This window comes from Streptomyces sp. CA-111067, assembly GCF_050956065.1.
Lineage (GTDB): Bacteria > Actinomycetota > Actinomycetes > Streptomycetales > Streptomycetaceae > Actinacidiphila.
The window spans coordinates 7,860,125-7,883,589 of sequence record NZ_CP192103.1; the positions used below are offsets into that span (position 1 = coordinate 7,860,125).

Consider the following 23,465-nt stretch of genomic DNA (forward strand, 5'->3'; position numbering starts at 1 on the left):
CATTCAGCCAGGTCAGCGGGTCCTTTTATGTTGTCGGTAGCCATTCCCAGGTGATGGCACGTCAGGGTCCTGGGGACCAATTGGGGACCACGCCTCGGAAAAAGCCGCAGGTCAGCCTGTTTTCAGCTCGATTGGAAGCCGCCCTCGTCCGGCGCTCGGTTGTCTATTTCCTACAATCCCCGGAGTCTCGTCGAGGACGTCGGCGGGGGCGGTGGCAGGTCGGGCTTGGGGGTCAGGTGGGCGCTGAGGGTGTGGCTGGCGCGGACGACGGAGTGCAGGTCGGGGTGGAGGTAGCGCTGGGTGGTGGTGAGGAAGCCGTGTCCTGCGATCAACCGCAGGACGTGCAGGGGGACTCCGGCGTCGGCCATCCACGTCAGGCCGGTGTGGTGCAGGTGCTCGTAGCCGGGATCGCTGACGACCTCGTCCCAGTGGGTGGCGTCGCGCAGCACGGCGGTGGTGATGCGTCCGCCGCGTGGTCCGGTGAACAGCCGGGCATCCGGCCGGCTGCGGGCGGCGAGGACGCGCTGGGCGATCATCGGTCGTACTTCCTCGATGAGCGGAACGCGGCGGCCGGTCTTGCCCTTTCAGCCGAAGCGCGGCCGCCTCGGCGACCGACGTGACCCCGAGCCGGTCGGCGCCGTTGCCCAGCGCGGTCCGGGCCACCGCGCAGGCGCCGTGGCCGAAGCCGTCCGCCTTGACCGCGGCCATCAGTTCGGCGTCGTCGTGGATGCGGCCCCGGAAGAGATCTCGCGAACCCCGATTCCCACCGCGATGGCCAAGGGGTGTCCGCGCCGGTTCGCGGGACCCCCTTGGACGCCCGAACAGGGGCGTGGCCAGAAGCGCCCGGCCGTCCTCGTGTCAGCGGCCTGCGACACCGGAGGCCCGGCATCGTGACCGCGGAATCATTGTTGACATAGTGATTGCTATCTGAGTACGTTCTCCTACGTAAGTGACGGATCCGCGCCCGCCGTCCTCTGGTGGGTGGGAGGAGGTGCTGCGCACCGTGGCCGTCTTCACGGTCCTGATGGCGGTGCTGAAGGCCAGGCTCAAGCGCAGGTCCGTCGAGGTGCACCTGGTCGCGCTGGTCGCGTCGAAGGGGGCTCTGGTCGTGGTCGCGGCCGTGGTTCAGGACCGGACCAAGGACTCGGTCGGCAACGCCCCGCTGCACGTCGCGGTTGGTCTCGGCCTGGCAGTCGTGGTGCTGGGCCCGCTGGGCGACAGCCGCTTCGACGATGTCGCCACGGTCGTGATGGCCCTGCTCCAAGAGCTCGTCCAGGTTCGTCGCATCGACCCGGAACTGGTCCCCGAGGCCCTCTACGGCGAAGCCGTCCACTGGCTGTTCACCGGGCTCCACGCCCCGCCCCGCCCCTTCTCGACCTCACGTCGTGACCGGGCGCGCCGTCCCATCCGACCCTGCACCAGCTGAGGAGCCTGTGATGAAACCACCCCCCTATCTGGCGGGAAACTACGCACCCGTCACTGACGAGATCACCTCCTACGAACTGAAGACCGAAGGAACCATTCCGCCGGAACTGGCCGGCTGGTACGTGCGCAACGGGCCCAATCCGCACAGTGCGGCGTCGGGCCACTGGTTCTCCGGCGATGGCATGGTGCACGGGGTGCGGTTGGAGAACGGCCGGGCCGCGTCGTACCGCAACCGGTGGGTGCGCACCTCGCTGCTCCTTCAGGGCCGGCCGCCCCGGACAGCGGACGGGCGTCGGGATCTGACCGCGGGAGCGGCCAACACCCACATCGTCCGGCACGCCGGGCACACCCTGGCGTTGGTGGAGTCGTCGCTGCCCTACGCGCTCGAACCCGACCTTGACACGGTCGGGCCGTATGACTTCGAGGGTCGGCTGAACACGCCGATGACCGCGCACCCGAAGGTGTGCCCGACCACCAACGAGATGCACTTCTTCGGCTACCACGCGACCGAGGCGCCGTACCTGACGTATCACCGCGCGGACGCGGGCGGGAATCTGGTGGTCAGCCGGCCGGTGGAGGAGGTCGGGCCGACGATGATGCACGACTTCGCGCTGACATCGCGGCACGTGGTGTTCATGGACCTGCCGGTGGTGTTCGACCGGGAACGCGCCCAAGGGGGCGGCGCGATGCCGTACCACTGGAGCGACACCTACGGAGCACGGCTGGGTGTGCTGCGCCGCGACGACCCGCACGGCGCGATCCGCTGGTTCACCGTCGACCCCTGCTATGTCTTCCACACGCTGAACTCGCACGAGGTCGGCGACCGGATCGTGCTCACGGTGGTGCGGTACCGGGAACTGTGGCGCGACAACCAGAAGTTCGACCAGCCGGGCACGCTGTGGCGGTGGGTGGTCGACCTGGCGACGGGCATTGTCTCCGAGGAGCAGATCGACGACCGGGACTGCGAGTTCCCGCGGATCGACGACCGCCTGGCCGGTCTCGACGCACGCTACGGCCACGCCATCACCACATCCGCCGAACCTGACACCCAGCACACCGGTGTGCTGCTGCGCTACGACCTGCACACCGGAAACGTGGTGCAGCACCGGTTCGAGCCGGGGCAGCGTCCGAGCGAGGCGGCCTTCGCGCCCGCCGACGGCCAGCCCGGTGGCGCGGGATGGCTGATGACCTACGTGTACGACCCGGCCCGCGACAGCAGCGACCTGGTCATCCTCGACTCCGCCGACCCCACCGCCGCACCCGTCGCCACCGTTCACCTCCCACGCCGCGTCCCCTTCGGCTTCCACGGCAACTGGCTGCCCGACCCGGACCCGGCCACCACCTGACCGTCCGGCGTCACCATAGGACCCGGCGCGGGTGGACCGGGGTGCGGTGTCATTCCTCGCGCGTCGCGTTCAGGCCGGCGAACAGCCAGTGGGCGGCATCGCCGTAGAGGTCGTCGGGGACCAGTGCCGGGTCGGTACGGCGCAGTTGGACGAGTCCTTGGAACATGGCCAGCAGGACGGTGGCGACATTGTCGAGGGCCGCGTCGACGACTTGGTCGCGCTTGTCGGCGCGCGCGGCCAGCACGGCGGCGAGCTCGTCCCGGTTGGAGCGGAACTGTGCGGCGAGGCTTTTCTGGAACTCGGGCCGGCGGATCGCGTACAGCCAGAACTCGGCCTGGAGCGCTGCGAGGTCCATGTCCTTGTCGGCGACTTCGATCAGGTACCGGGACATCGCGGTCTGGAGGTCCTGGATGCTGTCGCTGTTCTCGGACACGAGTGCGGCGCCCTCGGTGAGGCGGCTGCTGTTCCGGCTGGAGAGGAGCTCGATGAACACCTCGTCCTTGCCGGAGAAGTTCGAGTACAGCGCGCCGATGGAGAAGCCGGCGCTCTCCGCGATGTCCTCGACGGACGCTCCGGCGAATCCCTTGCGGGCGAACACCTTCGCGGCGGCGTCCAGCAGCAGGGCCCGGGTACGAGCCTTGGTCTCCGCCCGGGTCAGGCGCCGGGGACGCGCTTCATCGTCTCTCATATAGGAAACTTTATTTATATAGTGAGAATTATGTCAAGAAGCGGTGAACGCCACCCCACGCATGAGTGATCCCGAGCGCCCGTGGGTGCGGGCGCCCGGGATCGAGGGGAAGCGGGCTGGCTCAGCTGGGATCGACGACGGTGGTGACCTGGCCGGTGGTCAGGTCGTAGGCGTGTCCACCGATCTTGAAGCTGTCGATGCTTGAGGCCAACTCGGGGGCCGCGCGCAGCAGTTCGATGTCCTGCTGCACGGTCTTGGCGGGGTCCAGGACGGCCATGTCGGCCGCGGTCTGCTCGTCGTGGCCGCCGCGGGCGGCGTACCCGCGGCGCAGTTCCTCGTCGGCGAACAGCCCGGAGCCGCAGTCGGTGTGGTGGATGACCGCGACCTCGAACCAGTCCGCGTCGGGGGTCTTCTCCTCGTGCAGATGACAGATCCAGAGCAGATCCTTGATGACTGACGGGGTGATCCGGCCGCCGATGTTGCGGGCGACGATGGCCTCGCCGAGTTCGACACCCAGGATCGCCGCCGGTTCCACGCGCGGGTCGACGCACGTGATGACATACACCTGCTTGAAGGGGATGAACGGGATCTCGGGGACCTTCTTCTTGGCGTCGGTGGCCGCGAATCGGGCGTTCCGCTCCTGGAAGACGGCGAAGTTCGAGGGGGAGGACATACTGACGGCTCCGATCAGTGGGAGATGGCGTCGGCGGACGCGGACGTGTTGACGGCCTGGAGGATGAGGTCGGTGACGGCGGCGGGTTGGGAGACCGGCGCGGCGTGCGAGGAGTCGACCTTGACGACGTGGGAGCCGGCCCGCTCGGCCATGAAGCGCAGGATCGCCGGCGGCAGCGAACGGTCGCTGGTGGAGACCAGTGCCCATGAGGGAAGGGTTCGCCAGGCCGGTTCGCCTGGCAGCTGCTGGCCGAGCACGCCTGGTTCGACCGGCCGCTGGCTCGCGGCCATGACCGCGGCGTGCGCGCGGTCGACGTCAGCTGCGTAGACCTCGGCGAAGCGTTCGGGGCGCAGTGTCAGGTCCTGGCCACCGTTCGGGTTCGGTACGACGTTGAGGTTGTCGGGGGTGAGCAGGCTGCCGGGGAACTTCTCGTTCAGCTCGCCGGCGGCTTCTCCGGCGTCGGGCTGGAAGGCCGCGATGAAGACCAGCGCCTTGACGTTGTCGCAGGCGGCGATGGCCGGGTGCGAGATGACCGCGCCGGCGTAGGAGTGCCCGACCAGGACCACCGGCCCGGGAATCCGGCCAAGGACTCCCGCGACGTAGGCGGCGTCCTTGTCGAGGCTGCGCATCGCCAGGGCGGGGGCGGAAACCGTGTGGCCGCCGGCCTGCAGTCGGCGAGTCACCTCGTTCCACACCGAGGCGTCGGTGAGCGCGCCGTGCACGAGCAGGATGGATGGTGCGTCGTTGAGAGAAGGAATGTTCGTTCTGGTCATGGCTCCGACCCTAGGAGCAATCGGCGGCCAGTGTCAACAGAACGTTCCTTCTTCTCGTCTCCATCTCTATGCTGGGGACATGGCCACCACCGCTTTGAGTCCTCGGGAACGCCTGCTGGAGACCGCGCGCCGGCTCTTCTACACCGAAGGCATCCACACCGTGCCGGTCGACCGCCTCGTCACCGAGGCCGGAGTGACCCGGGCGACCTTCTACCGGCACTTCCCCGCGAAGGAAGACCTCGTCGCTGCCTATCTGCGCGCCACCGACGCGGACCTGCGCGCGGCCGTCGCCGACGCCCTCGACCAGGGGAGCCCGCGGCAGGGCGCCGCCGCGCTGCTGGAACTCATCGGCCAGGTCACCTGCTCGGCGGGTTTCCGCGGCTGCCACTTCATCAACGCCTCCGCCGAATATCCCGACGCCGCCGTCCCGGTGCGGGTGGCGGTCGCCGAGCACCGCGCCTGGTTCCAGGACACCGTGACCCGCCTCGCCGAGAGGGCCGGGCACTCCGATCCCGACTACGCCGGTCGCGTGCTGGTCCTGCTGCACGACGGAGCACTGTCGGCCGCCGAACTCGACGACCCGCAGAAAGTCCGCGAGACCGTGATCCGCGCCGGCCGCGACCTGCTCGGGCTCACCGACTGACCGCGGCGGACGCACCGGCGGCCGGGCCGGTGCGGTGCCCTGCGGCAGTCGCGGCGCCGCGGCCGACTTGGCCTGAAACAAGCAATGAGTGGGAAATCCAACCGGTCGGGCATCGCGGCGTTGACCCTGGTGGCCGCCTTGGCGGGGGCGTGTCTCGCGGGCTGCTCCGGCACAACCTCGAAACACCAGGACTCGGCGTCCGCATCGCAATCCGCCGCGACGGCGACGTCGGCCACCGCATCGAGCGGGCCACCGACCCACGGGGCTGGTGCTGGCGCTGGTGCAGACGGCCGTGGTCAAGAACCTGCACGCATCGTTCACGCCGGACCCCCCAGCAAACCCGCCACGGTGACCGTGAACGGCATGGTGACGCACGGCAGCACCGGGCAGGTGACGGGAGACCACGTGGTCGTGGACGGCTCCAAGTTGAGCGACATCGTCTCCTCCCGCTCCAAGGGGGTCGACCCGAGCACGTTGCAGATCTCCATCTCCACGGTCCAGATCAACAAGGCGTGGTACGTGGGGGACTTCCACCTCAACGCGTAGCCAACGCGTCAGTTGACGGCCGCGGGCGGCTTGGCCCGCAGAGCGGAGAGCTCGAAGGCGTTGGCCATGGCCTGGTAGCCCTTGTCGCTCGGGTGCATGTGGTCGCCGGAGTCGTAATCCTTGCGCAGCCGGCTGGGCTGGGACGGATCGCGCAGCACCTGGTCGAAGTCGATCAGCGTGTCGAAGACGTGCTGCGTCCGTATCTGCTGGTTGACCTGCTCGCGAACCTGCTGCTGGGCCGACAGGCACTGCCGATGACCCCCGCAGGGGCTCAGCGTCGAGCCGAGCACCCGCAGCCCGTCGGCGTGCGCCCGGGCGGTGATCTGCTTCAGCCCCGATACGACCTGCGCCGCGTCCTTGTGCGAGGAGTCGTCGATGTCGTTGATGCCCAGATCGACCACGAGCGCGATGGCTCCGGCCTGGTCGATGGCCTGGTCCAGCCGGTGCAGCGCGCTCAGGCCCTGGTCGGCGTACTTTCCCTTGGCGTCGGTGAGGATCCGGTTGCCGCCGATGCCCTGGTTGAGCACAGTCAGCCGGGGGGCGCCCTTGGTGGTGCGCAGCCGGTCCTGGAGGTAGTCGGTCCAGCGGTGGTCGGCGTCGGGAGTGGAGGTGATGCCGGCGGTGATGGAGTCGCCGAATGCCACTACCGAGCCGGTGGCGCCGGAGGTCCAGGTGTCCACGCCGGACAGGTACTGCCAGACCGCGGTCTTCGTGGTGAACGCCGAGCCCGGAGTGTCGGAGGCGTGGTCGCCCTTGGCCGTGTACGACGTCTGCCGGGCCTTGGGATGGAAGGTGACCAGCCCGGATGCCCGGGGGGAGAACGTCGTCACCAGCAGGTCGCTGGAGTCCGGGACCCGCAGCCCCACCGGATCGCTGACCACCGTGCCGCCGGCCGGGACGACTACGGAGGCTCTGCCGGCGAAGTCCAGCCCGTGCATGCTGCCGGCGGTGGCAGCGGGCCCACTGCCACCGGGGCCGCCGCTGCTGCCGGGGGCGCTGTTGCCGGCCGCCAGGGCGACGGTGGCGTGGCTGATCTCCAGCGGCTTGAGGCCGAACTCGTTGGACAGGTGGACCCGGACCTTCGAGCCGCCGATGCCGATGTGCGCGACGTTGCGGATCGAGGTCGGGGGTCGTCCGCCGGCGGTGCCCGGCTCACCGGAGGCCGGCGCCGTCGTCCAGGCGCCGACCCAGCGGCCGGAGGAGACGGATCCGGCGGTGCCGCTGACCCCCGAGCCGCTCGCTGCCGTCTGGCTACCGGTGTGTCCGCGGTTGACGAGCACCACGATGGCGATGCCGCACACGAGTGCCGTCACTGCGGCGATGAGGGCATGACCTCGATGCCGGATCATGGGTGCTGCTCCTTGCAGGCGGGCGAATGTTGGCTTCGTCTGACGTCGACGTCACGGATGGAGCCTGGAGTAGGTTCACTTCCAGTCCAGTAGCAGGGCGTTCTCGGTTTGCCGCCGGCCTAGACGTGGTGGGGGGTTCGCCTTGCCCCGTCGTCGGGGCTGTCGTCGAGCAGTCCGAGTTCGATGGCTCTGCGGGTGAGATCGGCCTTGTTTCCCACGTTGAGCTTGTTCCTGATGCGCTTGACGTAGGTACTGACCGTGGCCTCGGTGAGGTTCATTCGGCGGGCTACCTGACCGTGGGTCAGCCCGGCGGCTATCCAGCGGACTGTCTGGATTTCACGGCGTGCCAGCACCGGCGTCGGTCCGGCCGGGGGTTCACGCAGATCGGCGTGGAGGCGCGGAGCGAACTCGGGGGAGAGGTACAGGCCGCCTTGCGCGACGGTGCGGACAGCGGCGATCAGGACATCGTCGTCGGAGTGCCTGGTGACACAGCCGTAGGCGCCCGCGCCGAGCACTTCGGCCGACAGGCCCGGAACACCGGACTCAGCGACGAGCAGCACCCGGCCGGACGCGGTGAGAGACGTCACCGATTCGACGAGTCGGCCCGTGTTCGCCGGCGCGGGACCGTAGGTGATGACGTCCACCGGCGGGTCCAGGGTGAGAAGTTCCTCGGGTTCGGACACCGCCGCGACCACGTCGAGGCCGTCTGCTGTCGACAGGAGGTCTACCAGTCCTCGTCGCATCAGGCCATGGTGCTCGACGACGGCGACCTGGGCTTTGTGAGTCACATCCCGCTCCTGAAGTTGTGATTGCGGCGCGTCGCGCCCAACCGGGCTGCGCGGGCGGCAATGCACGAGTGGCGCGATATGACCGTTGTCATTTCGCGTTACTTTCGATGTGCAACCCGGCCGGGGCCGCCGATGTGGTTTTCCGTGACCTCCGCATGTGCACATCCGGAAGTCGAGGTGAGCGCGAGCAGCAGAGTTGCCACGTGCAGTACACGTGGCCGCGCGCGATCCGGTTCACCACTCCTGGCCGGGCGTCGACTCGCGGTCGGCCCAGCCGCCGTCCAGGTCGTAGGGCCGCACGGGAAGCTTCACGACGCCGGTGGTGAGGATCGAGCCACCCCACCCCGAGGTGTTCGCACGCGGCGATGGTGTCGGACGAGTGCTGGGGGTGAACCGCCGGGTCGGTCCGTCACGTGTACGGCGCGATGGGGGCACCTGATGGCGGGCGTCGTCGCGGGATTCGCGGGATTAGGGGCGCGTCACGGAGAAAGGACAACAACCGATGTCGAAATTCCTTGTCAACCTTGAGTCGGCCATCTCGACCCACGACCTCGACGCACTGGTCTCCTGCTTCACCGAGGACTACCGCTGCGACATCCCGGTCCATCCGGAGCGGAGCTTCGTCGGGCAGGAAGCGGTCCGCAGGAATTGGACCGGGCTATTTGCCCACGTGCCGGAGATGACGGCACGTGTGCTGCGCTTCTCGCAGCAGGGGGACGTGATCTGGAGCGAATGGGAGATCACGGGGACCACTGTCGAGGGCGTGCCGCACCTGACCCGCGGCGTGGTCATCGCGCGAGTCGACGGGGATCGCGCCGCCCAGGCGAACTTCTACCTGGACCCCGTCGACCAGCCTGGGTGAGTGCCGCTCCGCGTGGCTCCGGACGGCCGATGAAGCGACCCCGGTCAGTACGCGCCCTGTGTCTCGGTCCTGGAGGGGCTGGAGACGATCGTACGAAGCCGGCTGGCCTCGGGCGATTCAGGTACCGCGGTGAACACCACCGCGCGCAGGTCGTTGTCGCGAACGTCCATCATGTCGCAGTCCAGCCTCACCGGGCCGATCACCGGGTGGTCCAGGACCATAGAGGTCGCCAGGGGATCTGCCGAGGTCGTGGGGCTGCTCCACATGGTGTCGAACCGTTGGCTCGCTTCTCGCAACGCGGCCACCAGGGCGGCGAGTTCCTTGTCCGCCGGGTAGCGCAGCGACGCGGTGCGCAGTTCGGTCACAAGGAAGCGCTGGAATGCCTCTTCGTCGCGTGGCGACCGCGACACCCGTCCGTCGTCGGCCACGAAGACGCGCCAGGCGAGGTTGCTCGTCCGTTGATTCGCCGCTGTCGGGCCGCAGACCAGAACCTCCCATCCGCGGTTCCAGCCGATCACCGACCAGGTCGCATCACATATGCACACCGCGGTGCCGTCGAGCCTCTCCATGAGCCGGCGCGCGGCAGGGCTGATTGTGCGTGGCACCTGGCCGTCCGCGGCCGCGTAGCCGGCCAGCAGACAGAGGTACTCGTACTCCTCCCTGCTCGTGTCCAAGGCTCGGGTGAGTGCGTTCAGCACACTCAGCGAGGGGTGGCGGCGCCCCTGCTCGAGGCGCTTCAGGTAGTCCTCCGAGACTCCGGCCAGCTCGGCAAGCTCCTCCCGGCGCAGCCCCTGCGCTCGTCGACGGCCGACGCCGTTGAGGCCGACCGCGGCAGGACTGACGCGCTCACGGCGCTCCCGCAGAGCGGCGCCCAGAAGCCTGATGTCCGGCACACCAGGAGTGTAACAACTACGCTTCCTGACCAGGTCGATCCGCCGTTGACCTGTTTGTTTCTGCGGGGGGTCCGGTGGGCGACGTCGGCGCGGGCAGTTCGCCGGCCACCAACATGAGCGCGCAGCTCGATGTCACGGCACGTGTCCTCGGTGAGCGCTTCACCAGCCCAATGGCGGGGGCGCCGCGGAGCCATGAGTCGGCACTTCGGCTCGACTCCTGGGTGCGGCTCCCAGGTCGTGGTCGAGGAGCGGTTCGCGCCGAGCGCGCGGCGGGAAGGCGGATGAACCCGCGAGGTGCACGCACGCGTGACCATGAGAGGACCGAGGGGGTCCGCAAGGCTCGGACGGCCGGCTCCAGATCCAGGCCGACCTGTACGCGCCGCACACCGACCATCTGCTCCGCCTGGCCGGCCTCGGTCCCGGCATGCGAGTGCTGGATGTCGGCTGCGGCCTGGGCGACGTGACGATGCAGGCAGCTCGCCTCGTCGGTCCGGAGGGTCACGTCCTTGGCGCCGATGTCGACGACGACCTGCTTGCGGCGGCGAGGCAGCGAGCCAAGAAGGCCGGCCTGGACAACGTGGCCTTCGCGTACGCGGAGACCCCCGGGATCCCGGTGGACGGATCCGTCGATGCGGTCATCGGGCGGCTGATCCTCATGCATCTCAAGGACCCGGCCTCGGCGGTGCGTTCGCTGGGCACGCTGGTCCGCCCCGGCGGGATCATCTCGTTCCAGGAAGTCGACATCGCCTATGCCACATCGGAGCGGGCAGCCCCACTGGCCGCCGCGTGCACGAAATGGTGCGCGGACGCGTCGGCGACTGGTGGGGAGCCCGATCCAGGGTGGCCGGCTCGCACAGATCCTGCGGGTCGCCGGCTTCGATGCGACCGGAATGGCTCTGGCGACGCCTGTAGTCGCTGACCCCGAGTCACCTGCTTACACCCTGCACGCCGGCTCGGTCGCCTCGGTCCTGCCGGTCGTGCCGGCTCGTGGGCTCGCCACCGAAGCAGAGATCGGTATCGACACTCTCCTCGACCGCCTGCGCGCCGAAGCGCGGGAGACCGGCGCACTGCTCTTCCCACCGGAACTCATCGGTGCGTGGGCGGTCGTGGGAGTCGGAGGCCCGCGGTCTTTGTGAGGTGCCCTCCGCCCAATCACGTGGTCGCTGCTTGTCCCTGCAGTGCCCGGAGCTGTGCTGGCACGGGCGACGACACGGGAGTGCCATGGAGCGTGAGCGACAGCTCGATCCCTTGGGAACCGTGGATCAGGTCGCGCAGGTCAGTGCCCTGGTTGTGGGTGGCGGCGGGGACGGTGTCCGGGCAGACGGGCGGGGCTCTACCTCGTGGGGCGATGAGCAGAGGGTGACTGATCACATTGAAATAGTGATCACTATCTGAGTTGTAATCAACATTGACATATTGTCGATTATCTCAATAGGTTTGGCTCTATGGAAGCGGACGAGGCGCTGACCTCGGCGCCTTGGGCTCCAACAGGGCCGCTCGTCACCGCGTCCTCCCACACAACGTCCCCGGAGCGAAGCCATGTCGTCCTCCCCGAAAGCCCTGCGCTACCTGCCCGGCGGCCTGATCATCGGTGCCTTCTGGAACCGCCATCGGCCGCCGGGGGAAGAGCCATTTCCGATCGTCTTCGCGGCCGCCGTCCAGGACCGGATCAAGGACTCGGTCGGCAACGCCCCGCTCGTCGTCGCGATAGGTCTCTCCCTCGCCGCGATGCTGCTCGGGCCCGCAGGCGACCGCCACTACTTCACCCGCATGGCACCGTCCGCGACCGCCGACCGCCTGCGGCGGGTCCGATATCCGTCCGGGGGTTGGCATGTTTCAGCCTGAGCTGGCAGAGGCTCGCCTTGAGGCTCTGCTGAACGAGCATCGTCATGCGGTATTCGTGCGGACCGTCCGGCTGACCGGTGGCGACACGGGATGGGCGGAGGACGTCGTACAGGAGACGTTCCTGCGGGCGTGGCACCATGCCGAGCAGTTGACGTCTGATCAGGGTTCGGTACGCGGCTGGTTAATGCGGGTCGCCCACAACCTGGTGATGGACGGGTATCGGTCCGCGCGGATGCGGCACGGTGAGGTCCCGCTCGAGGAGGCGGAGGAGGCGGAGACCCCCGAGCCGAGCGACCGCGTGCTGACCGCGCTGCTGGTGCGGGAGGCGCTGAGCCGCCTTCCCGAGGCGCACCGTCACGCGATCGAGGCGACCTATCTGTGTGACTGCACCACCGCGCAGGCGGCCCGTCGGCTGAACGTTCCGGTCGGGACGGTCAAGAGCCGGGTCTTCTACGGTATGCGGATGCTGCGCTCGATCATGGATGAGGACCCGCCTGTGCCCGTCGCAGCGTGACGACCGCCCACCGGGTCACCACCGACCACCTCGATTCCGCGGAGCCCAACCGGGCAGCCCTTTCCCGGAAGGGGCGGGTGGCCGCGTCCCGCCCGGTGCCGGTGAACCGTCCTGGCATCCGGACCGTGCTCCTGAAAGTAGGTGTGCCCGCGTGCGGGCTCAAGGAGCGACACAGATCATCTGGAGGCGTACGCAGTGCAGAAGACATCCGCAGCAGCGAAAGGAGTCCGTCGCCGTTTCGGCCTACGGCTCCGCTTGGCGGCGGCCTTCGTGGCACTTGGGCTGGCCGGCGTCGGTTGCACCTCGTCCGGATCCTCACACCCGTCGCAGTCGCCCAGTACCACCAAGGCGTCGTCGGCCACTTCTGCGAGTTCTCCTCCGGCGGATGCGAGTGCGGCGGCTGCGGTGCGGCCGTTGACGGATGCCGAGTCGAAGGATCCGGGTGTGTATTTCTCCGACCCGTACCCGATTCACACGGCGCCGTCGAACCGTCAGGCGGGAAGTGTGTATTTCTCCGGGACGACGAAGACGCTGTTGCATTGCGTGACCGGGTCGGCGGCGCACTGCACGGCGGGGGAGAAGGTGAAGGTGAGTGCGGGGCCGGCGTTGCGGAAGTCCGCGGCGAAGTACGGATCGCGGACCACGGTCGCGGACAACCTGAACATCTACCAGCTGGATTCCGGCGCTTGGCAGATGGCGGCGACGATGTACGTGAAGAACCCGAAGTTCGACAGTGCGGCGCCGTGGACGGTGGTCGTGCACGCGCACGGCTTGCACGCCGGTGGCGACGGGACGCCGACGTCCTGGGTCGCGGACTCGATCGTGGCAGGCTCCTTCCAGCACCCGGAGAAGGCCAACTACGACGGGAAGTTCTTCGAGGACGGCGGGAAGCTGTACCTGATCTACAGCAAGCTGCTGTCCGACTCGCCGCATCACGACGGGATCGTGGCGCAGGCGATGACGTCGCCGAGCAAGCCGGCGAACTCCGCGCCGTCGGTGCTCCTGGGACCGGAGACCGCGAACGGCGGATACAACTCGGAGCTGTTCTTCGGCATGGGCAGATCCGCGAAGTTCAAGCTGATCGAGACGGGCAACCTCACGAAGGTCGGCGGCAAGTACGTGATGGCGTACTCGACGGGCGCGTACAACCAGAGCGACTACAAAACGGGGCTGGCCTGGTCCGACACGCTGATCCCCACGAAGGGCTCCACCTACCGCCGCATCCTCATGAAGGACGACAAGCAGGTGTGGGCCGGCAAACCCGGCGGCTACGAGGTGGACTACCTCCTTCAGGCGCAGACGAAGGAGTGGCCGAACTACGTCGGGGACAAGGTCCTGGCCCCCGGTGTGCCGTCGGTCGTGGAGTCCGACGGCAAGTGGTACCTGTACTTCGCTGGATACCTGCCCACCGACGCTCCCAAGGACTCCGGTGGGAAGTACGACGCGAGCCACCGGCGTCCGTACGTCATGCCGTTGACGGTGAACGTACCGAAGGGCACCAGCGTGCACGCCGCCTCGAACGAAGACCTCGCCCGCTGGATCACCTGGGCCTGACCCGCGTAGCGCATGGGAGGACCGCCCAGGGCATCGCCATGGCCGTACGGCCGCCGCAACGACCGATCGCACCGAGGAACGGGACATGAACGCCAACTCTGAGCACGACGATCCGATCACCGCGCTGGAAGGGCAGGCGTGGGCGCTCGCCGCGGTCGTCGCGACCCTGCGCGAGGCAGGCGGCGGCTCCCTGGAGCAAGCGCTGGCGGCTGACCCGGCGCGCACGGCGGTGCTGGAGGCCGCCGGGCTGGTGCGCAGGCAGGGGGACGGCATGGTCACCGGTCCAGTGCCGGCCTTCGACCCGGCCATGGCCGACGCCGCCGCCTCCGCGCGGCTCGGCTCCATGCGGCAGGCCGTCGCCGCCGCGGCCGGGGAGGCCGCGCCCGGGTGGGACGCTCAGAGCGACGAGGTGCTGCTCGACCAGGGACGCGCCTCCGCCGCCACCGGGCACGCCCTGGCCGGGCGGCTCGCCCCCTCCCTGCCCGGCCTCGCCGACCGGCTCGCCGCCGAAGGCAGCCGCGTGCTCGACATCGGCACCGGGACCGGGGCACTGGCCCTCGCCCTTGTCCAGGACCTGCCGCAGGTCCAGGTCACCGGGATCGACAGCCTGGAGCGGGCGAGCCGGCTCGCCCGCCGGGAACTCGCCGACGTGGGCCCCGAACTCGCGAGCCGGATCGAACTGCGCCACCAGGACGCCGTCGATCTGCGCGAACGCGACCGGTACGACCTGATCTGGCTGCCCGCGCCCTTCCTGTCCGACGACGCGCTGCACGCCTGCCTGCCGCACGTGGCGGCCGCGCTCACCGACGAGGGGTGGCTGGTGGCCGGCACCAACCCGGCGCCTTCGGAACCGCTGCTCGCGGCCGTCGCGCAATGGACCGCGACGCGCAACGGCGGCAGCGCTGTGACCGCGGACCGGATGGCCGAGGAACTCGGCGACCTGGGCTTCCGCGACCTGCGCCGGATCCCCACGGTGCCCGGCGGGCCCGTGCTGGTCGCCGGCCTCGGCCCTGAGCGTGTCGAGGCCGCGCCATGAGCGCCCGGCCGGACCCCGCCGCCTGTTGAGTGCCACTGAAAATGACCATGGCCGGTGCCGTTGTCCGCGTCCGCCGGTAGGCCATGGACGACGTGGGTTTGCATCGCCGCGGATCACCCACTCCGTCGCCAACACCGCTTCCTGCCGGGTGGCGGAGAAGGCGGGGTTCGCTCTGGAGGGCACGATGCGAAGCGCGCTGCTGCACTCGGCCGGCTGGCATGACGAGCATCTGCATGCGCGGGTCCAAGGTGACGCCTGGCCGGGGTAAGGACGCTGGTCATCCGGCGGTGACTTCGGCGACGGCGGTTCTGGCGCTGGCCTCGTCGACGATGGACTTGCCGTCAGCGTAGGCGGACAGCAGGGACTGGACGGCGAGGTTGTTGACCGCGCGGGGGTAGCCGCGTGCGGTGTCGTGGATCAAGGTCGATGACACCGGCTTCCTGAAGAATGGCACCGTCCGCCGGGGTGCAACGGCAATACTCCGGCACCGCCGGGCGGACCGAGAACTGCCAGATCGGGGTGTTCGCCGCCTACGCCTCCGCGAAGGGCAGGGCCCTGGTGGACCGCGAGCTCTACCTGCCCAAGTCCTGGACCGAGGACCCCGACCGGTGCCGCGCCGCCCGGATCCCCGAGGGCAGATCCTTCGCGACCAAGCCGGAACGTGCACGCGCCATGGTCCGGCGGGCGCTGGACTCCGCACTGCCGATCACCTGGGTGACCGCGGATGCGGCCTCGCTACCACTGGGTTCTCTGGTGCGCCTGGCCGAAACGGTCGAAAACTGACAGGGCGCACATGCCACACGCCTCCGAATTCCGGACCGAGACGCACTTGCGTTAGAGCGCACTCCAATTCCTAGGCTCGGAAGCATGCGATACATCAAACTCGGAGCCACCGGACTGGAAGTCTCCGCCATCGCTCTCGGCTGCCTGAGCTTCGGCGAGCCGGACCGGGGCGGCGACCCCTGGTCGCTGGGCGCGGACGCCAGCCGGGACATCATCAAGCAGGCCCTTGAGAGCGGCGTCAACTTCCTCGACACGGCCAATGGGTACAGCGCTGGAAGTAGCGAGGAGATCGTCGGCCAGGCGGTCAAGGACTTCACCCGGCGCGAGGAGGTCGTTCTCTCCACGAAGGTCTGGATGCGGATGCGCCCCGGTCCGAACGGCGCCGGGCTGTCCCGCAAGGCGATCTTCGCCGAGCTCGACGCCTCCCTGAAGCGACTGGGGACCGACTACATCGACCTGTACCAGATCCACCGCTGGGACTACGGCACCCCGATCGAGGAAACCCTCGAGGCGCTGCACGACGTGGTCAAGTCCGGGAAGGTCCGCTACATCGGAGCCTCTTCCATGCACGCCTGGCAGTTCGCCAAGGCCCTGTACCTGGCTGACCTGAACGGCTGGACCCGGTTCGTGTCGATGCAGGACCACTACAACCTCATCCACCGAGAAGCAGAGCGGGAGATGTTCCCGCTCTGTGCCGACCAAGGCGTCGGCGTGATCCCGTGGAGCCCGCTGGCGCGGGGCAGGCTGACGCGGGCCTGGGACACCGCCACGGCGCGTGCCCAGACCGACGCGAGCGGCAAGATTCTCTACCGCGACGGGGACCAGGCGGTGGCCGAGCGCGTCCACGAGATCGCGGGCAAGCGGGGTCTGTCCGCGGCCCAGGTCGCCCTGGCCTGGGTCATGCGCAACCCGACGGTGACCTCGCCTATCGTTGGGGTCACCAAGCCGGCCCAGCTGGCCGACGCGGTCGCCGCGGTGGACGTCGAACTCGACGAAGACGAGGCCGCCTACTTGGAGGAGCCCTACCAGCCGCACGAGGCTGCCTACCTGGAGGAGTCCTTCTACAAGTCGCGGCCTGTGTCGGGCTCCCGGTAGTGCCCGCCAGCGCGGTGAGCAGGATGCCCGCCACCGCGGCCAGCAGCAGGGCCACGCGCAGCGGAACGTGCACGTGGGCATCGAAGGACCGCGGCCGTCGAGGAGACGTTGATCACCGCGCCCCCTCCTGTGGCCCTCATGTTCCGCACTGCGGCCGGGGTGAGCCGGAGCACTGCCTCGCAATGCACCTTCATCATGCTCATCTCTTCCTCGATCGGAGCGTCGAGGAAGAGGCCCTTCTGTTCGAACCCGGCTTTGTTCACGAGCAGTTCGACAGGCCGCGAGGAGTCGCCGAGCCTCTGCTCGACCGAGTCGATTCCCGGGTTCGCGGACAGGTCCGCCGTCAGGATCTCGGTGCGCACGCCGTAGCGGTGGTGAAGATCGGTCGCAGTCTCCGTCAGGCGCCCGGTGTTCCGGCCCACCAGGACGAGATCGTGCCCGTCGGTGGCGAGACGCCGCGCGAAGGCCGCACCGATTCCGGGACTGGCACCCGTGATCAGGCTTGTTGTCATCTCTGCACGCTCCTCCTCGTGATGATGGGGTCCTTGTCAGGTGCGGGGCCGGCTGCGTGGAATGGAGAGGCCGCGGCGGCTTCGATCACGTTCCACGCCCCGTCCCGGTCGCCGTCGCGGATGAGCGCGCGGGCGTCCGCCAACGCCCGTTCGAACGCGGGGACTCCGGCAGCACCGGTGGGACGAAGGCAGTCGCCCGCGCCGGTCGCATCGTCGAAGGCACGCGGTCGTTCGGGCAGGACAGGGCCAGGAGTTCCTCCGCGCCGTCGGGCCGCCCCCGGCGGCCGTCGTGGCCCGAAAGCTGCTCGAACGACTCCCGTTCCGCGGCGACCAGTTCGGCGAAAGCGGAGTGCCGGTCCCCCAGCCCCGGATACCGGCTAGCCCAGATGTGGGCGGCCCACTCCCGTCCTCCGACACGTCGCCCGGGTGCGGAAACCAGTACTGGGCGTCGCCCTCGTCGGAGACGAGAAGTGCCCGGTCCATGAAGGCGCGGTCGTCCCATCTGTCGTCGGGGTCGCCGCGCACGTTGCTCCACAGGTCCGGGTCGGCGGTTCGCAGCCAGTCGACCTTGTCGGTGGTTCGCATCTCGTCCATGAACGGGCCATGCGTTGCTCCTGACGTGTCGCGGTCCGGGCCGCCACGCGGCCGGATGTGCTCGGTGGGAGTGCTCGGGCCGGAGGCCACCGCTCCCCGATGTCGTTCTTCACGGTTGTGGCCGGCCCGCAGGTTGATCCGGGCGGTGATGACGCCCGTCCGGTGCGTGTGCCGGTGGGACACCTGAACAGGGGCCTCGCCGACGGTCGACGGCCGTCCTACAGTCAACGACCTGCGGCACGCGGGCGGGCGGTGTGCCGGCTGCCGGCGGGTTGTTCGACCCGTTGCCGCCCCTCCGGTCCGAGCCGAGCGGCCGGCACAGAGAGCACGAGGAACACGATGATGTCCCCCACCCCGGGCGACGACCTCCGCGTCGTCATCGACGCCGACTTCAAGCGCGAGTCGCAGACCCGTTACGCCGAACTGCGCACTCAAGGGCCCCTGCACCAGGTGCGGCTGTCCTCCGGGCTGGACGCCTGGCTCGTGGTCGGCCATGCCGCCGCGCGCGAGGCGCTGACCCACCCGGATCTGCGCAAGGACCCGGAACCGGCGTCCGGCGCACTCGCCGCTGCTGGTTTCGTCCTGCACCGGGCCGGTGCAGGACTCGGCGGCAACATGCTGGAGTCCGACCCGCCCGAGCACACCCGGCTGCGCCGTATCGTCTCCGGCGCGTTCACCCCGAAGCGGACCGCCGGGCTCTTCCCGAGCGTCGAGCGGATCGCCGACGAACTCCTCGACGCGCTGCCGCCGTTGGGCCAGGCCGACCTGGTGCCGTCCTACACGGCACCGCTGCCCGCCCGGGTGATCGCGCGGCTGCTCGGCGTGCCGGAGGAGGAGCACGAGAACTTCCGGGTCTGGAGCCGTGCCGCGCTCCAGGTCTCCCTCCCGGAGCACAAGGACGCGCTGGCCAACGTCCAGGCGCTGCTGCGCGGCCTGATCGAGGCCAAGCGCGCACGGCCGACCGACGACCTCCTGTCCGACCTCGTCGCGGCCCGTGACAAGGACGACAGCCAGCTGTCGGAGGACGAACTGATGGGCACCGCACTGCTGCTGATGATCGCAGGGCACGAGACGACGGTGAACCTGCTGGGCAACTCCCTGCTCGCGCTGCTGCGCCACCCCGACCAGCTGCAGCTACTGCGCGAGCGGCCGGACCTCGTGCCGGGCGCCGTCGAGGAGTTCCTGCGCTACGACCCCTCGGTGGAGTTGACCACCTACCGGTACGCCGCGCAGGACCTGGTCCTGGCCGGGTCGACCCTCCCGCGCGGCAGCCTCGTGGTGGTCTCCCTGCCTTCCGCCGCCCGCGACCTTCCGCTGCCCGACGGCCGCCCCACCGACGAACTCGACGTCACCCGGTCCGCCGCGCGCCACCTCTCCTTCGGCCACGGCATCCATCACTGCCTGGGGGCGCCGCTGGCCCGGCTGGAGGCCGTCATCGCGCTGCAGACCCTGCTGCGCCGTCTGCCCCGGCTCGACCTCCTCGCGCTGTCCTCCGACCTGCCGTGGATCTCCACCGGCATGATGCGCGGCGTCCTGACCCTCCCGGTGCGGTACGAGCAGTCCGCGTAGGGACGTGACGCGCGCATCGCCGCGCGTCATACGGCTGTGCGGTGTTCCACCACCGGGCCCGGACTCATCAGATTGACATTGTGCTCGCTATCTGAATAGCATAATCTATGTGAATGGTCGATCGGGCCGCGCCGTTCGTCCGGGGCCCGGTTGCGGCCTACGTCTAGCCGCGACCCGTTACTCACTGTTCGCTCTGCATTCCCCCTCATCTCCCCACTCGCTCCCGCACATTCCTCGGAGGGAAGTCATGTCGCCGTCCCCGAAGTTCGTTCGCTATCTCCTCGGTGGGCTGATCATCGGCGGTTTCTGGTACATCAACCGCGGCAGGCCGGCCTGGGAGGAAGCGCTGCGCACCGTGGTCGTCTTCACGGTGCTGATGGCACTGCTCAAGGCCAGGCTCAAGCGCAAGAACGTCGAGGTGCACCTGGTCCGGCTGGTCGCCTCGAAGGCGGTCCTGGTCGTGATCGCGGCCGTGGTCGAAGACCGGATCAAGGACTCGGTCAACAATGCCTCGCTCGTCGTCGCGATCGGTCTCGGACTGGCCGTCGCCCTGCTCGGGCCGGTCGGCGACAACCACTACTTCACCCGCATGACCCCCACCGCGCCCCTGACCGGTCCCGCACCCGTGCAGCGCTACTAGAGCCTGTCGGCAAGCAGGGCGGCTGTCGGCGAGCCGGCGCGCCGGCACGGGGACCGCGCCGGCGCGCCGCCACACTGCCGGCCGACGCCGCGCCGTACCCGTCCGTGCCCCTGGGCGCGTTGGCCGACCTGCGCGAATTCGTCGTGGCCAACCTTCGCCACCACCACGACACCGAGGACGAGTTGCTGTGGCCGCGCCTGGCCGAGGTGGCCCCGGAGGCTGCACGACGCGGCCGAAGCCGTCACCGCGCGGATCCGGATCCAGAGCGAGGCGCTGGTCGCGGCCGCGCGATCCCCTGCTGCTGGCCAAGCAGGCCGCGGCGCTGGACCGGATGTCCGGCGGGCGGTTCACCTTGGGGCTGGGGGTCGGGCCGCGCGAGGACGACAACCGTGCGAGGGGAGCGGACCACCACCGGCGCTGAACCGTTGTGACCCTTCCTCACGTGCAGCTCTTGATGAAATGTCCGCGTCCGGAGGCCGGGTCCGCCCGTGACCGTCCGGCACGCGTGCCCGCGAGATGTCACGGAAGGACGTGTGGTGTTGATGAGGGACGTGCGAGCGCGGAGCGGCTGCGGCCCGCGCCGTGGGCCGAGCTTCCCGGGAGGCGGCCGTGACCGGATACGCGATGGGCCGTACGGCTTCGGAACGCGAACGGCTCGCGGTCCAGGGCCGGATCTTCGCCCCGCACTCGGCCGACCTCTTCCGTCAGGCGGGCAAAATCGGGCCCGGCAGCCGTGTGCTCGATGCCGGATGCGGTACCGGGGACTCCACCCGTATGAAGAGGGTGACCTCACCGACCTCGTGCTCGACGAGCCCGTGGACGCGCTGGCCGGGAGGATCGTCCTGCTGCACCTCCACGATCCCGCGGCGGTGCTTTCCCGCCTCGCGCGGTGGGTGCGACCGGGCGGCGTCGTGGTGTTCCAGGACATCAGCTGTAGTCGAGTGCGGGCCGTGCCCCAGGTGCCCGCGATGGAGGACTGGCTCCGCTGGATGCGCACCCCGTCCGCGCACGCCGGCCTGGACCCCGATATCGGCGAGCACCTGGGCGTGATCTTCTCGCGGGCCGGGCTCACCGGCGTGGACGCCGTCGCCGTTTCGGTCATCGGTGACGGCGACAGCCTGGTTCCGCACTACCTCGCTGAGACGCTCATGTCGGTGGTCCGTTGTCCGTTGGCCGTTGCCTCCGGTGCGGGGACGGCGGAGGAGATGGGCGGGTTTCCCGACTCGCTCCTCGCGCAGGTGCGGGCCGGCGGGGCGATGCCCTGTGCCCAGGAACTGACGTGTGCCTGGGCCCGTGTCCGGGCGGATGGCGCGGTCATATGAAGGGCCGTGGCATGTCTCGTCGTCTGACTCGGGTGGAGAATAGGGCGCGCACGCGGAGTCTGCTGCTGGAGGCTGCCGCGGAGGTGTTCGCGCGTAAGGGGTTCGCCGGTGCGTCGGTCGAGGACATCGCTGAGGCGGCCGGGTTCTCCACCGGCGCGTTGTACTCGAACTTCGCGAGCAAGGACGAGCTGTTCGTGGAGTTGCTGACCGCCCGCAGTGGCGAGCGGCTGGCGGGCGCCGCTGTTGTGGTGGCCGACCGGAGCGGAGGCGTGGGGGAGATCCGGCTCGCGCTGTCCCGGCGGCTGCTCGATGTGGCCGCCGAAGAGGTCGACCTGGCGGCGCTGCAGGCGGAGTTCTGGCTGTATGCGATCCGCCGGCCGCAGTTCCGGGCGCGCATGGTCGGGCAGCTTCGTGCCAATCGGGAGGTGCTGGCTGCGGCGCTCGCCGAGCGGGCGGACGGGCCGGCCCGGCCTGCCGATGTGCCCTTCGACGATGTCGCCACGGTCGTGATGGCCCTGTTCCAGGGGCTCGTCCAGGTTCGCCGCATCGACCCGGAACTGGTCCCCGAGGCCCTCTACGGCGAAGCCGTCCACTGGCTGTTCACCGGGCTCCACGCCCCGCCCCGCCCCCCTCTCGACCTCACGTCGTGACCGGGCCCCCGATCCGCCGTGTCCCGTTCGGCTTCCACGGCCACTGGCTGCCCGACCCCGCCACCAGCTGAACCACCGCCGAGGGCCGCGTGCGGTCGGCCGCGCGGGTGGGGGAGTGGGGGGGACAGCCTGGCCCAGGCTGCCGGCGCTCGGGGCTGGCACTGTCGGGTTGTACCGCCTGACGCGGACAGCAGCCACAACGCCCCACCGGCCGTCGCGACGCTGTCGATGCCCTCGACCGCTGCCTTCAGCCGGCTCAGGCGGTCGCCGTCGCTGCTCCGCCCGCTCGGGACCCACCATTCACCCGCGCAGCACGACCGCGTCGGCCGGGACATTGCGACAGGTCCGAGAGCCCAGCGGCCGCGGGGAGAGGATCCACATGTTCCAGCCTGCGCCGGCAGAGGCTCGACTCGAAGCACTCCTGGACGAGCACCGGCGCGCCGTGTTCGCGAGAACCCTCCGACTGACCTGCGGCGACAGCGGGTGGGCGGAGGACGTCGTGCAGGAGACCTTCCTGCGGGCATGGCGGCACTGGGAACACCTGACACCTGACTACGGCCCGGTCCGCGGCTGGTTGATGCGCGTCGCACACAACCTGGTCATGGATGAGTACCGATCGGCGCGCATGCGGCGCGGCGAGATGCCGCTCGAAGGGGCGGAAGAGCTGGAAACGCCCGAGCTGACCGATCAGGTGCTGACCGCGTACGTCGTACGGGAGGCGCTGAGCCGCCTGCCCGCGACCCATCGCCGGGCGATCGAGGCCACCTACCTGTGCGACTGGACCACTGAACAGGCCGCTCGTCGGCTGAACGTCCCGGTCGGTACCGTCAAGAGCCGCGTGTTCTACGGCTTGCGGATGCTGCGCTCGGTCATGGACGTGCCCGCCACGACCGCCGCGGTGACGCCCGTGGCGGCCTGACGGCTGACGGCAGGACCCGTTGAGATCGCCACCGGGGGCTCCCGGTGCCACGCGGTGAGGGTGTCACTCCTCGCGCGTGGGGTTCAGGCCGACGAATCCCTTGCGGGCGAACACCTTCGCGGCGGCGTCCAGACGGCGGTTGAGTACCGCGTGGACCGCGGCAGCCGGCACGCCTCGCTCACTGCGAGATGCGGCCGAGCCACTCCAGCAGCAGAGCGTTCTCGGTGCTGGTCAGTTCGGCGGGCGGTTGCCGCTTGAGGTGGGCGGCGGTGGAGGCGATGGCTTCGTGCTGCTGATCGGGCTCCACGACATCGTTGATTTCGGTGGGGAGTTGGTGCAGCACGGCGGTGAACACGGCGTCCCGCACCCGGGTCGAGACGTTCGGGTCGGGGAAGAGCGCCGGCCGCAGCGCGAGCGAGAGCCCTACTCCGGTAGTGGCCGCCATG

The 23,465-nt window shown here is 69.5% G+C and carries 26 protein-coding genes and 4 pseudogenes; 19 read left to right on the plus strand and 11 right to left on the minus strand.

Going from position 1 to position 23,465, the window contains the following annotated elements; genetic code table 11:
• Positions 1–170: 170 nt before the first annotated feature.
• Complete coding sequence (locus ACQPW6_RS34725; RefSeq protein WP_433893693.1) at positions 171–536, minus strand: hypothetical protein; 366 nt, start codon at positions 534–536, stop codon at positions 171–173.
• A gap of 97 nt (positions 537–633) precedes the next feature.
• Positions 634–708 (minus strand): annotated as a pseudogene (locus ACQPW6_RS34730) (hypothetical protein); the annotation flags it as partial.
• A 241-nt stretch (positions 709–949) separates the two neighbouring features.
• On the opposite strand from ACQPW6_RS34730, the gene ACQPW6_RS34735 reads away from it, so the two are divergent.
• Positions 950–1,426: a hypothetical protein gene (locus ACQPW6_RS34735; protein ID WP_433893694.1), complete on the plus strand. Its 477-nt coding sequence runs from the start codon at positions 950–952 to the stop codon at positions 1,424–1,426.
• 10 nt (positions 1,427–1,436) lie between these two features.
• Entirely contained in the window at positions 1,437–2,771 is a 1,335-nt protein-coding gene (locus tag ACQPW6_RS34740; RefSeq protein WP_433893695.1) for a carotenoid oxygenase family protein, read from the plus strand.
• 49 nt (positions 2,772–2,820) lie between these two features.
• Here the strand turns inward: ACQPW6_RS34740 and ACQPW6_RS34745 are convergent, their stop codons facing one another.
• The 3 genes from ACQPW6_RS34745 to ACQPW6_RS34755 all read right to left on the minus strand — a co-directional run bounded on the left by ACQPW6_RS34745 (position 2,821) and on the right by ACQPW6_RS34755 (position 4,905).
• Positions 2,821–3,459 (minus strand): TetR/AcrR family transcriptional regulator, encoded by a 639-nt coding sequence (locus ACQPW6_RS34745; RefSeq protein ID WP_433893696.1) that lies wholly within the window; start codon positions 3,457–3,459, stop codon positions 2,821–2,823.
• A 121-nt stretch (positions 3,460–3,580) separates the two neighbouring features.
• The gene (locus tag ACQPW6_RS34750) at positions 3,581–4,132 is read right to left on the minus strand and encodes a carbonic anhydrase (protein ID WP_433893697.1); all 552 of its coding nucleotides are present in this window, start codon (positions 4,130–4,132) and stop codon (positions 3,581–3,583) included.
• Positions 4,133–4,146: 14 nt separating this feature from the next.
• On the minus strand, positions 4,147–4,905 hold the full coding sequence (locus ACQPW6_RS34755; RefSeq protein WP_433893698.1) for an alpha/beta fold hydrolase: 759 nt from the start codon (positions 4,903–4,905) through the stop codon (positions 4,147–4,149).
• A 79-nt stretch (positions 4,906–4,984) separates the two neighbouring features.
• Here ACQPW6_RS34755 and ACQPW6_RS34760 point away from each other — a divergent pair, with 79 nt between their 5' ends.
• Together ACQPW6_RS34760 and ACQPW6_RS34765 are read left to right on the plus strand one after the other, a co-directional pair.
• Entirely contained in the window at positions 4,985–5,548 is a 564-nt protein-coding gene (locus ACQPW6_RS34760) for a TetR/AcrR family transcriptional regulator (protein ID WP_433893699.1), read from the plus strand.
• A 348-nt stretch (positions 5,549–5,896) separates the two neighbouring features.
• Positions 5,897–6,094 carry a hypothetical protein gene (locus ACQPW6_RS34765; RefSeq protein ID WP_433893700.1) on the plus strand — a complete coding sequence of 66 codons (198 nt, stop codon included), beginning with the start codon at positions 5,897–5,899 and terminating at the stop codon, positions 6,092–6,094.
• Positions 6,095–6,102: 8 nt separating this feature from the next.
• On the opposite strand, the gene ACQPW6_RS34770 is transcribed toward ACQPW6_RS34765, so the two are convergent.
• Together ACQPW6_RS34770 and ACQPW6_RS34775 are read right to left on the minus strand one after the other, a co-directional pair.
• Complete coding sequence (locus ACQPW6_RS34770; protein ID WP_433893701.1) at positions 6,103–7,443, minus strand: GDSL-type esterase/lipase family protein; 1,341 nt, start codon at positions 7,441–7,443, stop codon at positions 6,103–6,105.
• A 119-nt stretch (positions 7,444–7,562) separates the two neighbouring features.
• On the minus strand, positions 7,563–8,231 hold the full coding sequence (locus ACQPW6_RS34775) for a LuxR C-terminal-related transcriptional regulator (RefSeq protein ID WP_433893702.1): 669 nt from the start codon (positions 8,229–8,231) through the stop codon (positions 7,563–7,565).
• A gap of 502 nt (positions 8,232–8,733) precedes the next feature.
• Here ACQPW6_RS34775 and ACQPW6_RS34780 point away from each other — a divergent pair.
• The gene (locus ACQPW6_RS34780) at positions 8,734–9,093 is read left to right on the plus strand and encodes a nuclear transport factor 2 family protein (RefSeq protein WP_433893703.1); all 360 of its coding nucleotides are present in this window, start codon (positions 8,734–8,736) and stop codon (positions 9,091–9,093) included.
• A 44-nt stretch (positions 9,094–9,137) separates the two neighbouring features.
• On the opposite strand, the gene ACQPW6_RS34785 is transcribed toward ACQPW6_RS34780, so the two are convergent.
• Positions 9,138–9,986, minus strand: a complete 849-nt coding sequence (locus ACQPW6_RS34785; RefSeq protein ID WP_433893704.1) for a helix-turn-helix domain-containing protein — start codon at positions 9,984–9,986, stop codon at positions 9,138–9,140.
• 370 nt (positions 9,987–10,356) lie between these two features.
• Here ACQPW6_RS34785 and ACQPW6_RS34790 point away from each other — a divergent pair, with 370 nt between their 5' ends.
• The 6 genes and pseudogenes from ACQPW6_RS34790 to ACQPW6_RS34815 all read left to right on the plus strand — a co-directional run.
• Positions 10,357–10,905 (plus strand): class I SAM-dependent methyltransferase, encoded by a 549-nt coding sequence (locus ACQPW6_RS34790; protein ID WP_433894756.1) that lies wholly within the window; start codon positions 10,357–10,359, stop codon positions 10,903–10,905.
• Between the two features lie 620 nt (positions 10,906–11,525).
• Entirely contained in the window at positions 11,526–11,831 is a 306-nt protein-coding gene (locus ACQPW6_RS34795; protein ID WP_433893705.1) for a hypothetical protein, read from the plus strand.
• Positions 11,818–12,345: a sigma-70 family RNA polymerase sigma factor gene (locus tag ACQPW6_RS34800; RefSeq protein ID WP_433893706.1), complete on the plus strand. Its 528-nt coding sequence runs from the start codon at positions 11,818–11,820 to the stop codon at positions 12,343–12,345. Before ACQPW6_RS34795 ends, ACQPW6_RS34800 begins: the two co-directional genes overlap by 14 nt.
• 588 nt (positions 12,346–12,933) lie before the next feature.
• Positions 12,934–13,899, plus strand: a complete 966-nt coding sequence (locus tag ACQPW6_RS34805) for a hypothetical protein (protein ID WP_433893707.1) — start codon at positions 12,934–12,936, stop codon at positions 13,897–13,899.
• Positions 13,900–13,984: 85 nt separating this feature from the next.
• On the plus strand, positions 13,985–14,935 hold the full coding sequence (locus tag ACQPW6_RS34810) for an SAM-dependent methyltransferase (protein ID WP_433893708.1): 951 nt from the start codon (positions 13,985–13,987) through the stop codon (positions 14,933–14,935).
• A gap of 80 nt (positions 14,936–15,015) precedes the next feature.
• Positions 15,016–15,203, plus strand: a pseudogene (locus ACQPW6_RS34815) (GNAT family N-acetyltransferase); the annotation flags it as partial.
• A 9-nt stretch (positions 15,204–15,212) separates the two neighbouring features.
• Here ACQPW6_RS34815 and ACQPW6_RS34820 read toward each other — a convergent pair.
• A complete protein-coding gene (locus tag ACQPW6_RS34820) occupies positions 15,213–15,368 on the minus strand; it encodes a hypothetical protein (RefSeq protein WP_433894809.1) in 156 nt (51 codons plus the stop codon).
• On the opposite strand from ACQPW6_RS34820, the pseudogene ACQPW6_RS34825 reads away from it, so the two are divergent.
• Together ACQPW6_RS34825 and ACQPW6_RS34830 are read left to right on the plus strand one after the other, a co-directional pair.
• A pseudogene (locus tag ACQPW6_RS34825) lies at positions 15,358–15,667 on the plus strand (IS701 family transposase); the annotation flags it as partial. The gene ACQPW6_RS34820 and the pseudogene ACQPW6_RS34825 sit on opposite strands and share 11 nt — an antisense overlap.
• Before the next feature lie 135 nt (positions 15,668–15,802).
• Positions 15,803–16,813 (plus strand): aldo/keto reductase, encoded by a 1,011-nt coding sequence (locus ACQPW6_RS34830; protein WP_433893709.1) that lies wholly within the window; start codon positions 15,803–15,805, stop codon positions 16,811–16,813.
• 83 nt (positions 16,814–16,896) lie between these two features.
• On the opposite strand, the pseudogene ACQPW6_RS34835 reads toward ACQPW6_RS34830, so the two are convergent.
• A pseudogene (locus tag ACQPW6_RS34835) lies at positions 16,897–17,325 on the minus strand (SDR family NAD(P)-dependent oxidoreductase); the annotation flags it as partial.
• A gap of 936 nt (positions 17,326–18,261) precedes the next feature.
• Here ACQPW6_RS34835 and ACQPW6_RS34840 point away from each other — a divergent pair.
• From ACQPW6_RS34840 to ACQPW6_RS34865, 6 genes are all read left to right on the plus strand, one after another.
• Entirely contained in the window at positions 18,262–19,488 is a 1,227-nt protein-coding gene (locus ACQPW6_RS34840) for a cytochrome P450 family protein (RefSeq protein ID WP_433893710.1), read from the plus strand.
• A 247-nt stretch (positions 19,489–19,735) separates the two neighbouring features.
• A complete protein-coding gene (locus ACQPW6_RS34845; protein ID WP_433893711.1) occupies positions 19,736–20,128 on the plus strand; it encodes a hypothetical protein in 393 nt (130 codons plus the stop codon).
• Between the two features lie 331 nt (positions 20,129–20,459).
• The gene (locus tag ACQPW6_RS34850; RefSeq protein ID WP_433893712.1) at positions 20,460–20,549 is read left to right on the plus strand and encodes a hypothetical protein; all 90 of its coding nucleotides are present in this window, start codon (positions 20,460–20,462) and stop codon (positions 20,547–20,549) included.
• 121 nt (positions 20,550–20,670) lie between these two features.
• On the plus strand, positions 20,671–21,450 hold the full coding sequence (locus tag ACQPW6_RS34855; RefSeq protein WP_433893713.1) for a class I SAM-dependent methyltransferase: 780 nt from the start codon (positions 20,671–20,673) through the stop codon (positions 21,448–21,450).
• 11 nt (positions 21,451–21,461) lie between these two features.
• Positions 21,462–22,100, plus strand: coding sequence for a TetR/AcrR family transcriptional regulator (locus ACQPW6_RS34860; RefSeq protein ID WP_433893714.1), 639 nt, complete (start codon positions 21,462–21,464; stop codon positions 22,098–22,100).
• A 379-nt stretch (positions 22,101–22,479) separates the two neighbouring features.
• Positions 22,480–23,019, plus strand: coding sequence for a sigma-70 family RNA polymerase sigma factor (locus ACQPW6_RS34865; RefSeq protein ID WP_433893715.1), 540 nt, complete (start codon positions 22,480–22,482; stop codon positions 23,017–23,019).
• Positions 23,020–23,197: 178 nt separating this feature from the next.
• Here the strand turns inward: ACQPW6_RS34865 and ACQPW6_RS34870 are convergent, their stop codons facing one another.
• Positions 23,198–23,464 (minus strand): hypothetical protein, encoded by a 267-nt coding sequence (locus ACQPW6_RS34870; protein ID WP_433893716.1) that lies wholly within the window; start codon positions 23,462–23,464, stop codon positions 23,198–23,200.
• Position 23,465: the final 1 nt, after the last annotated feature.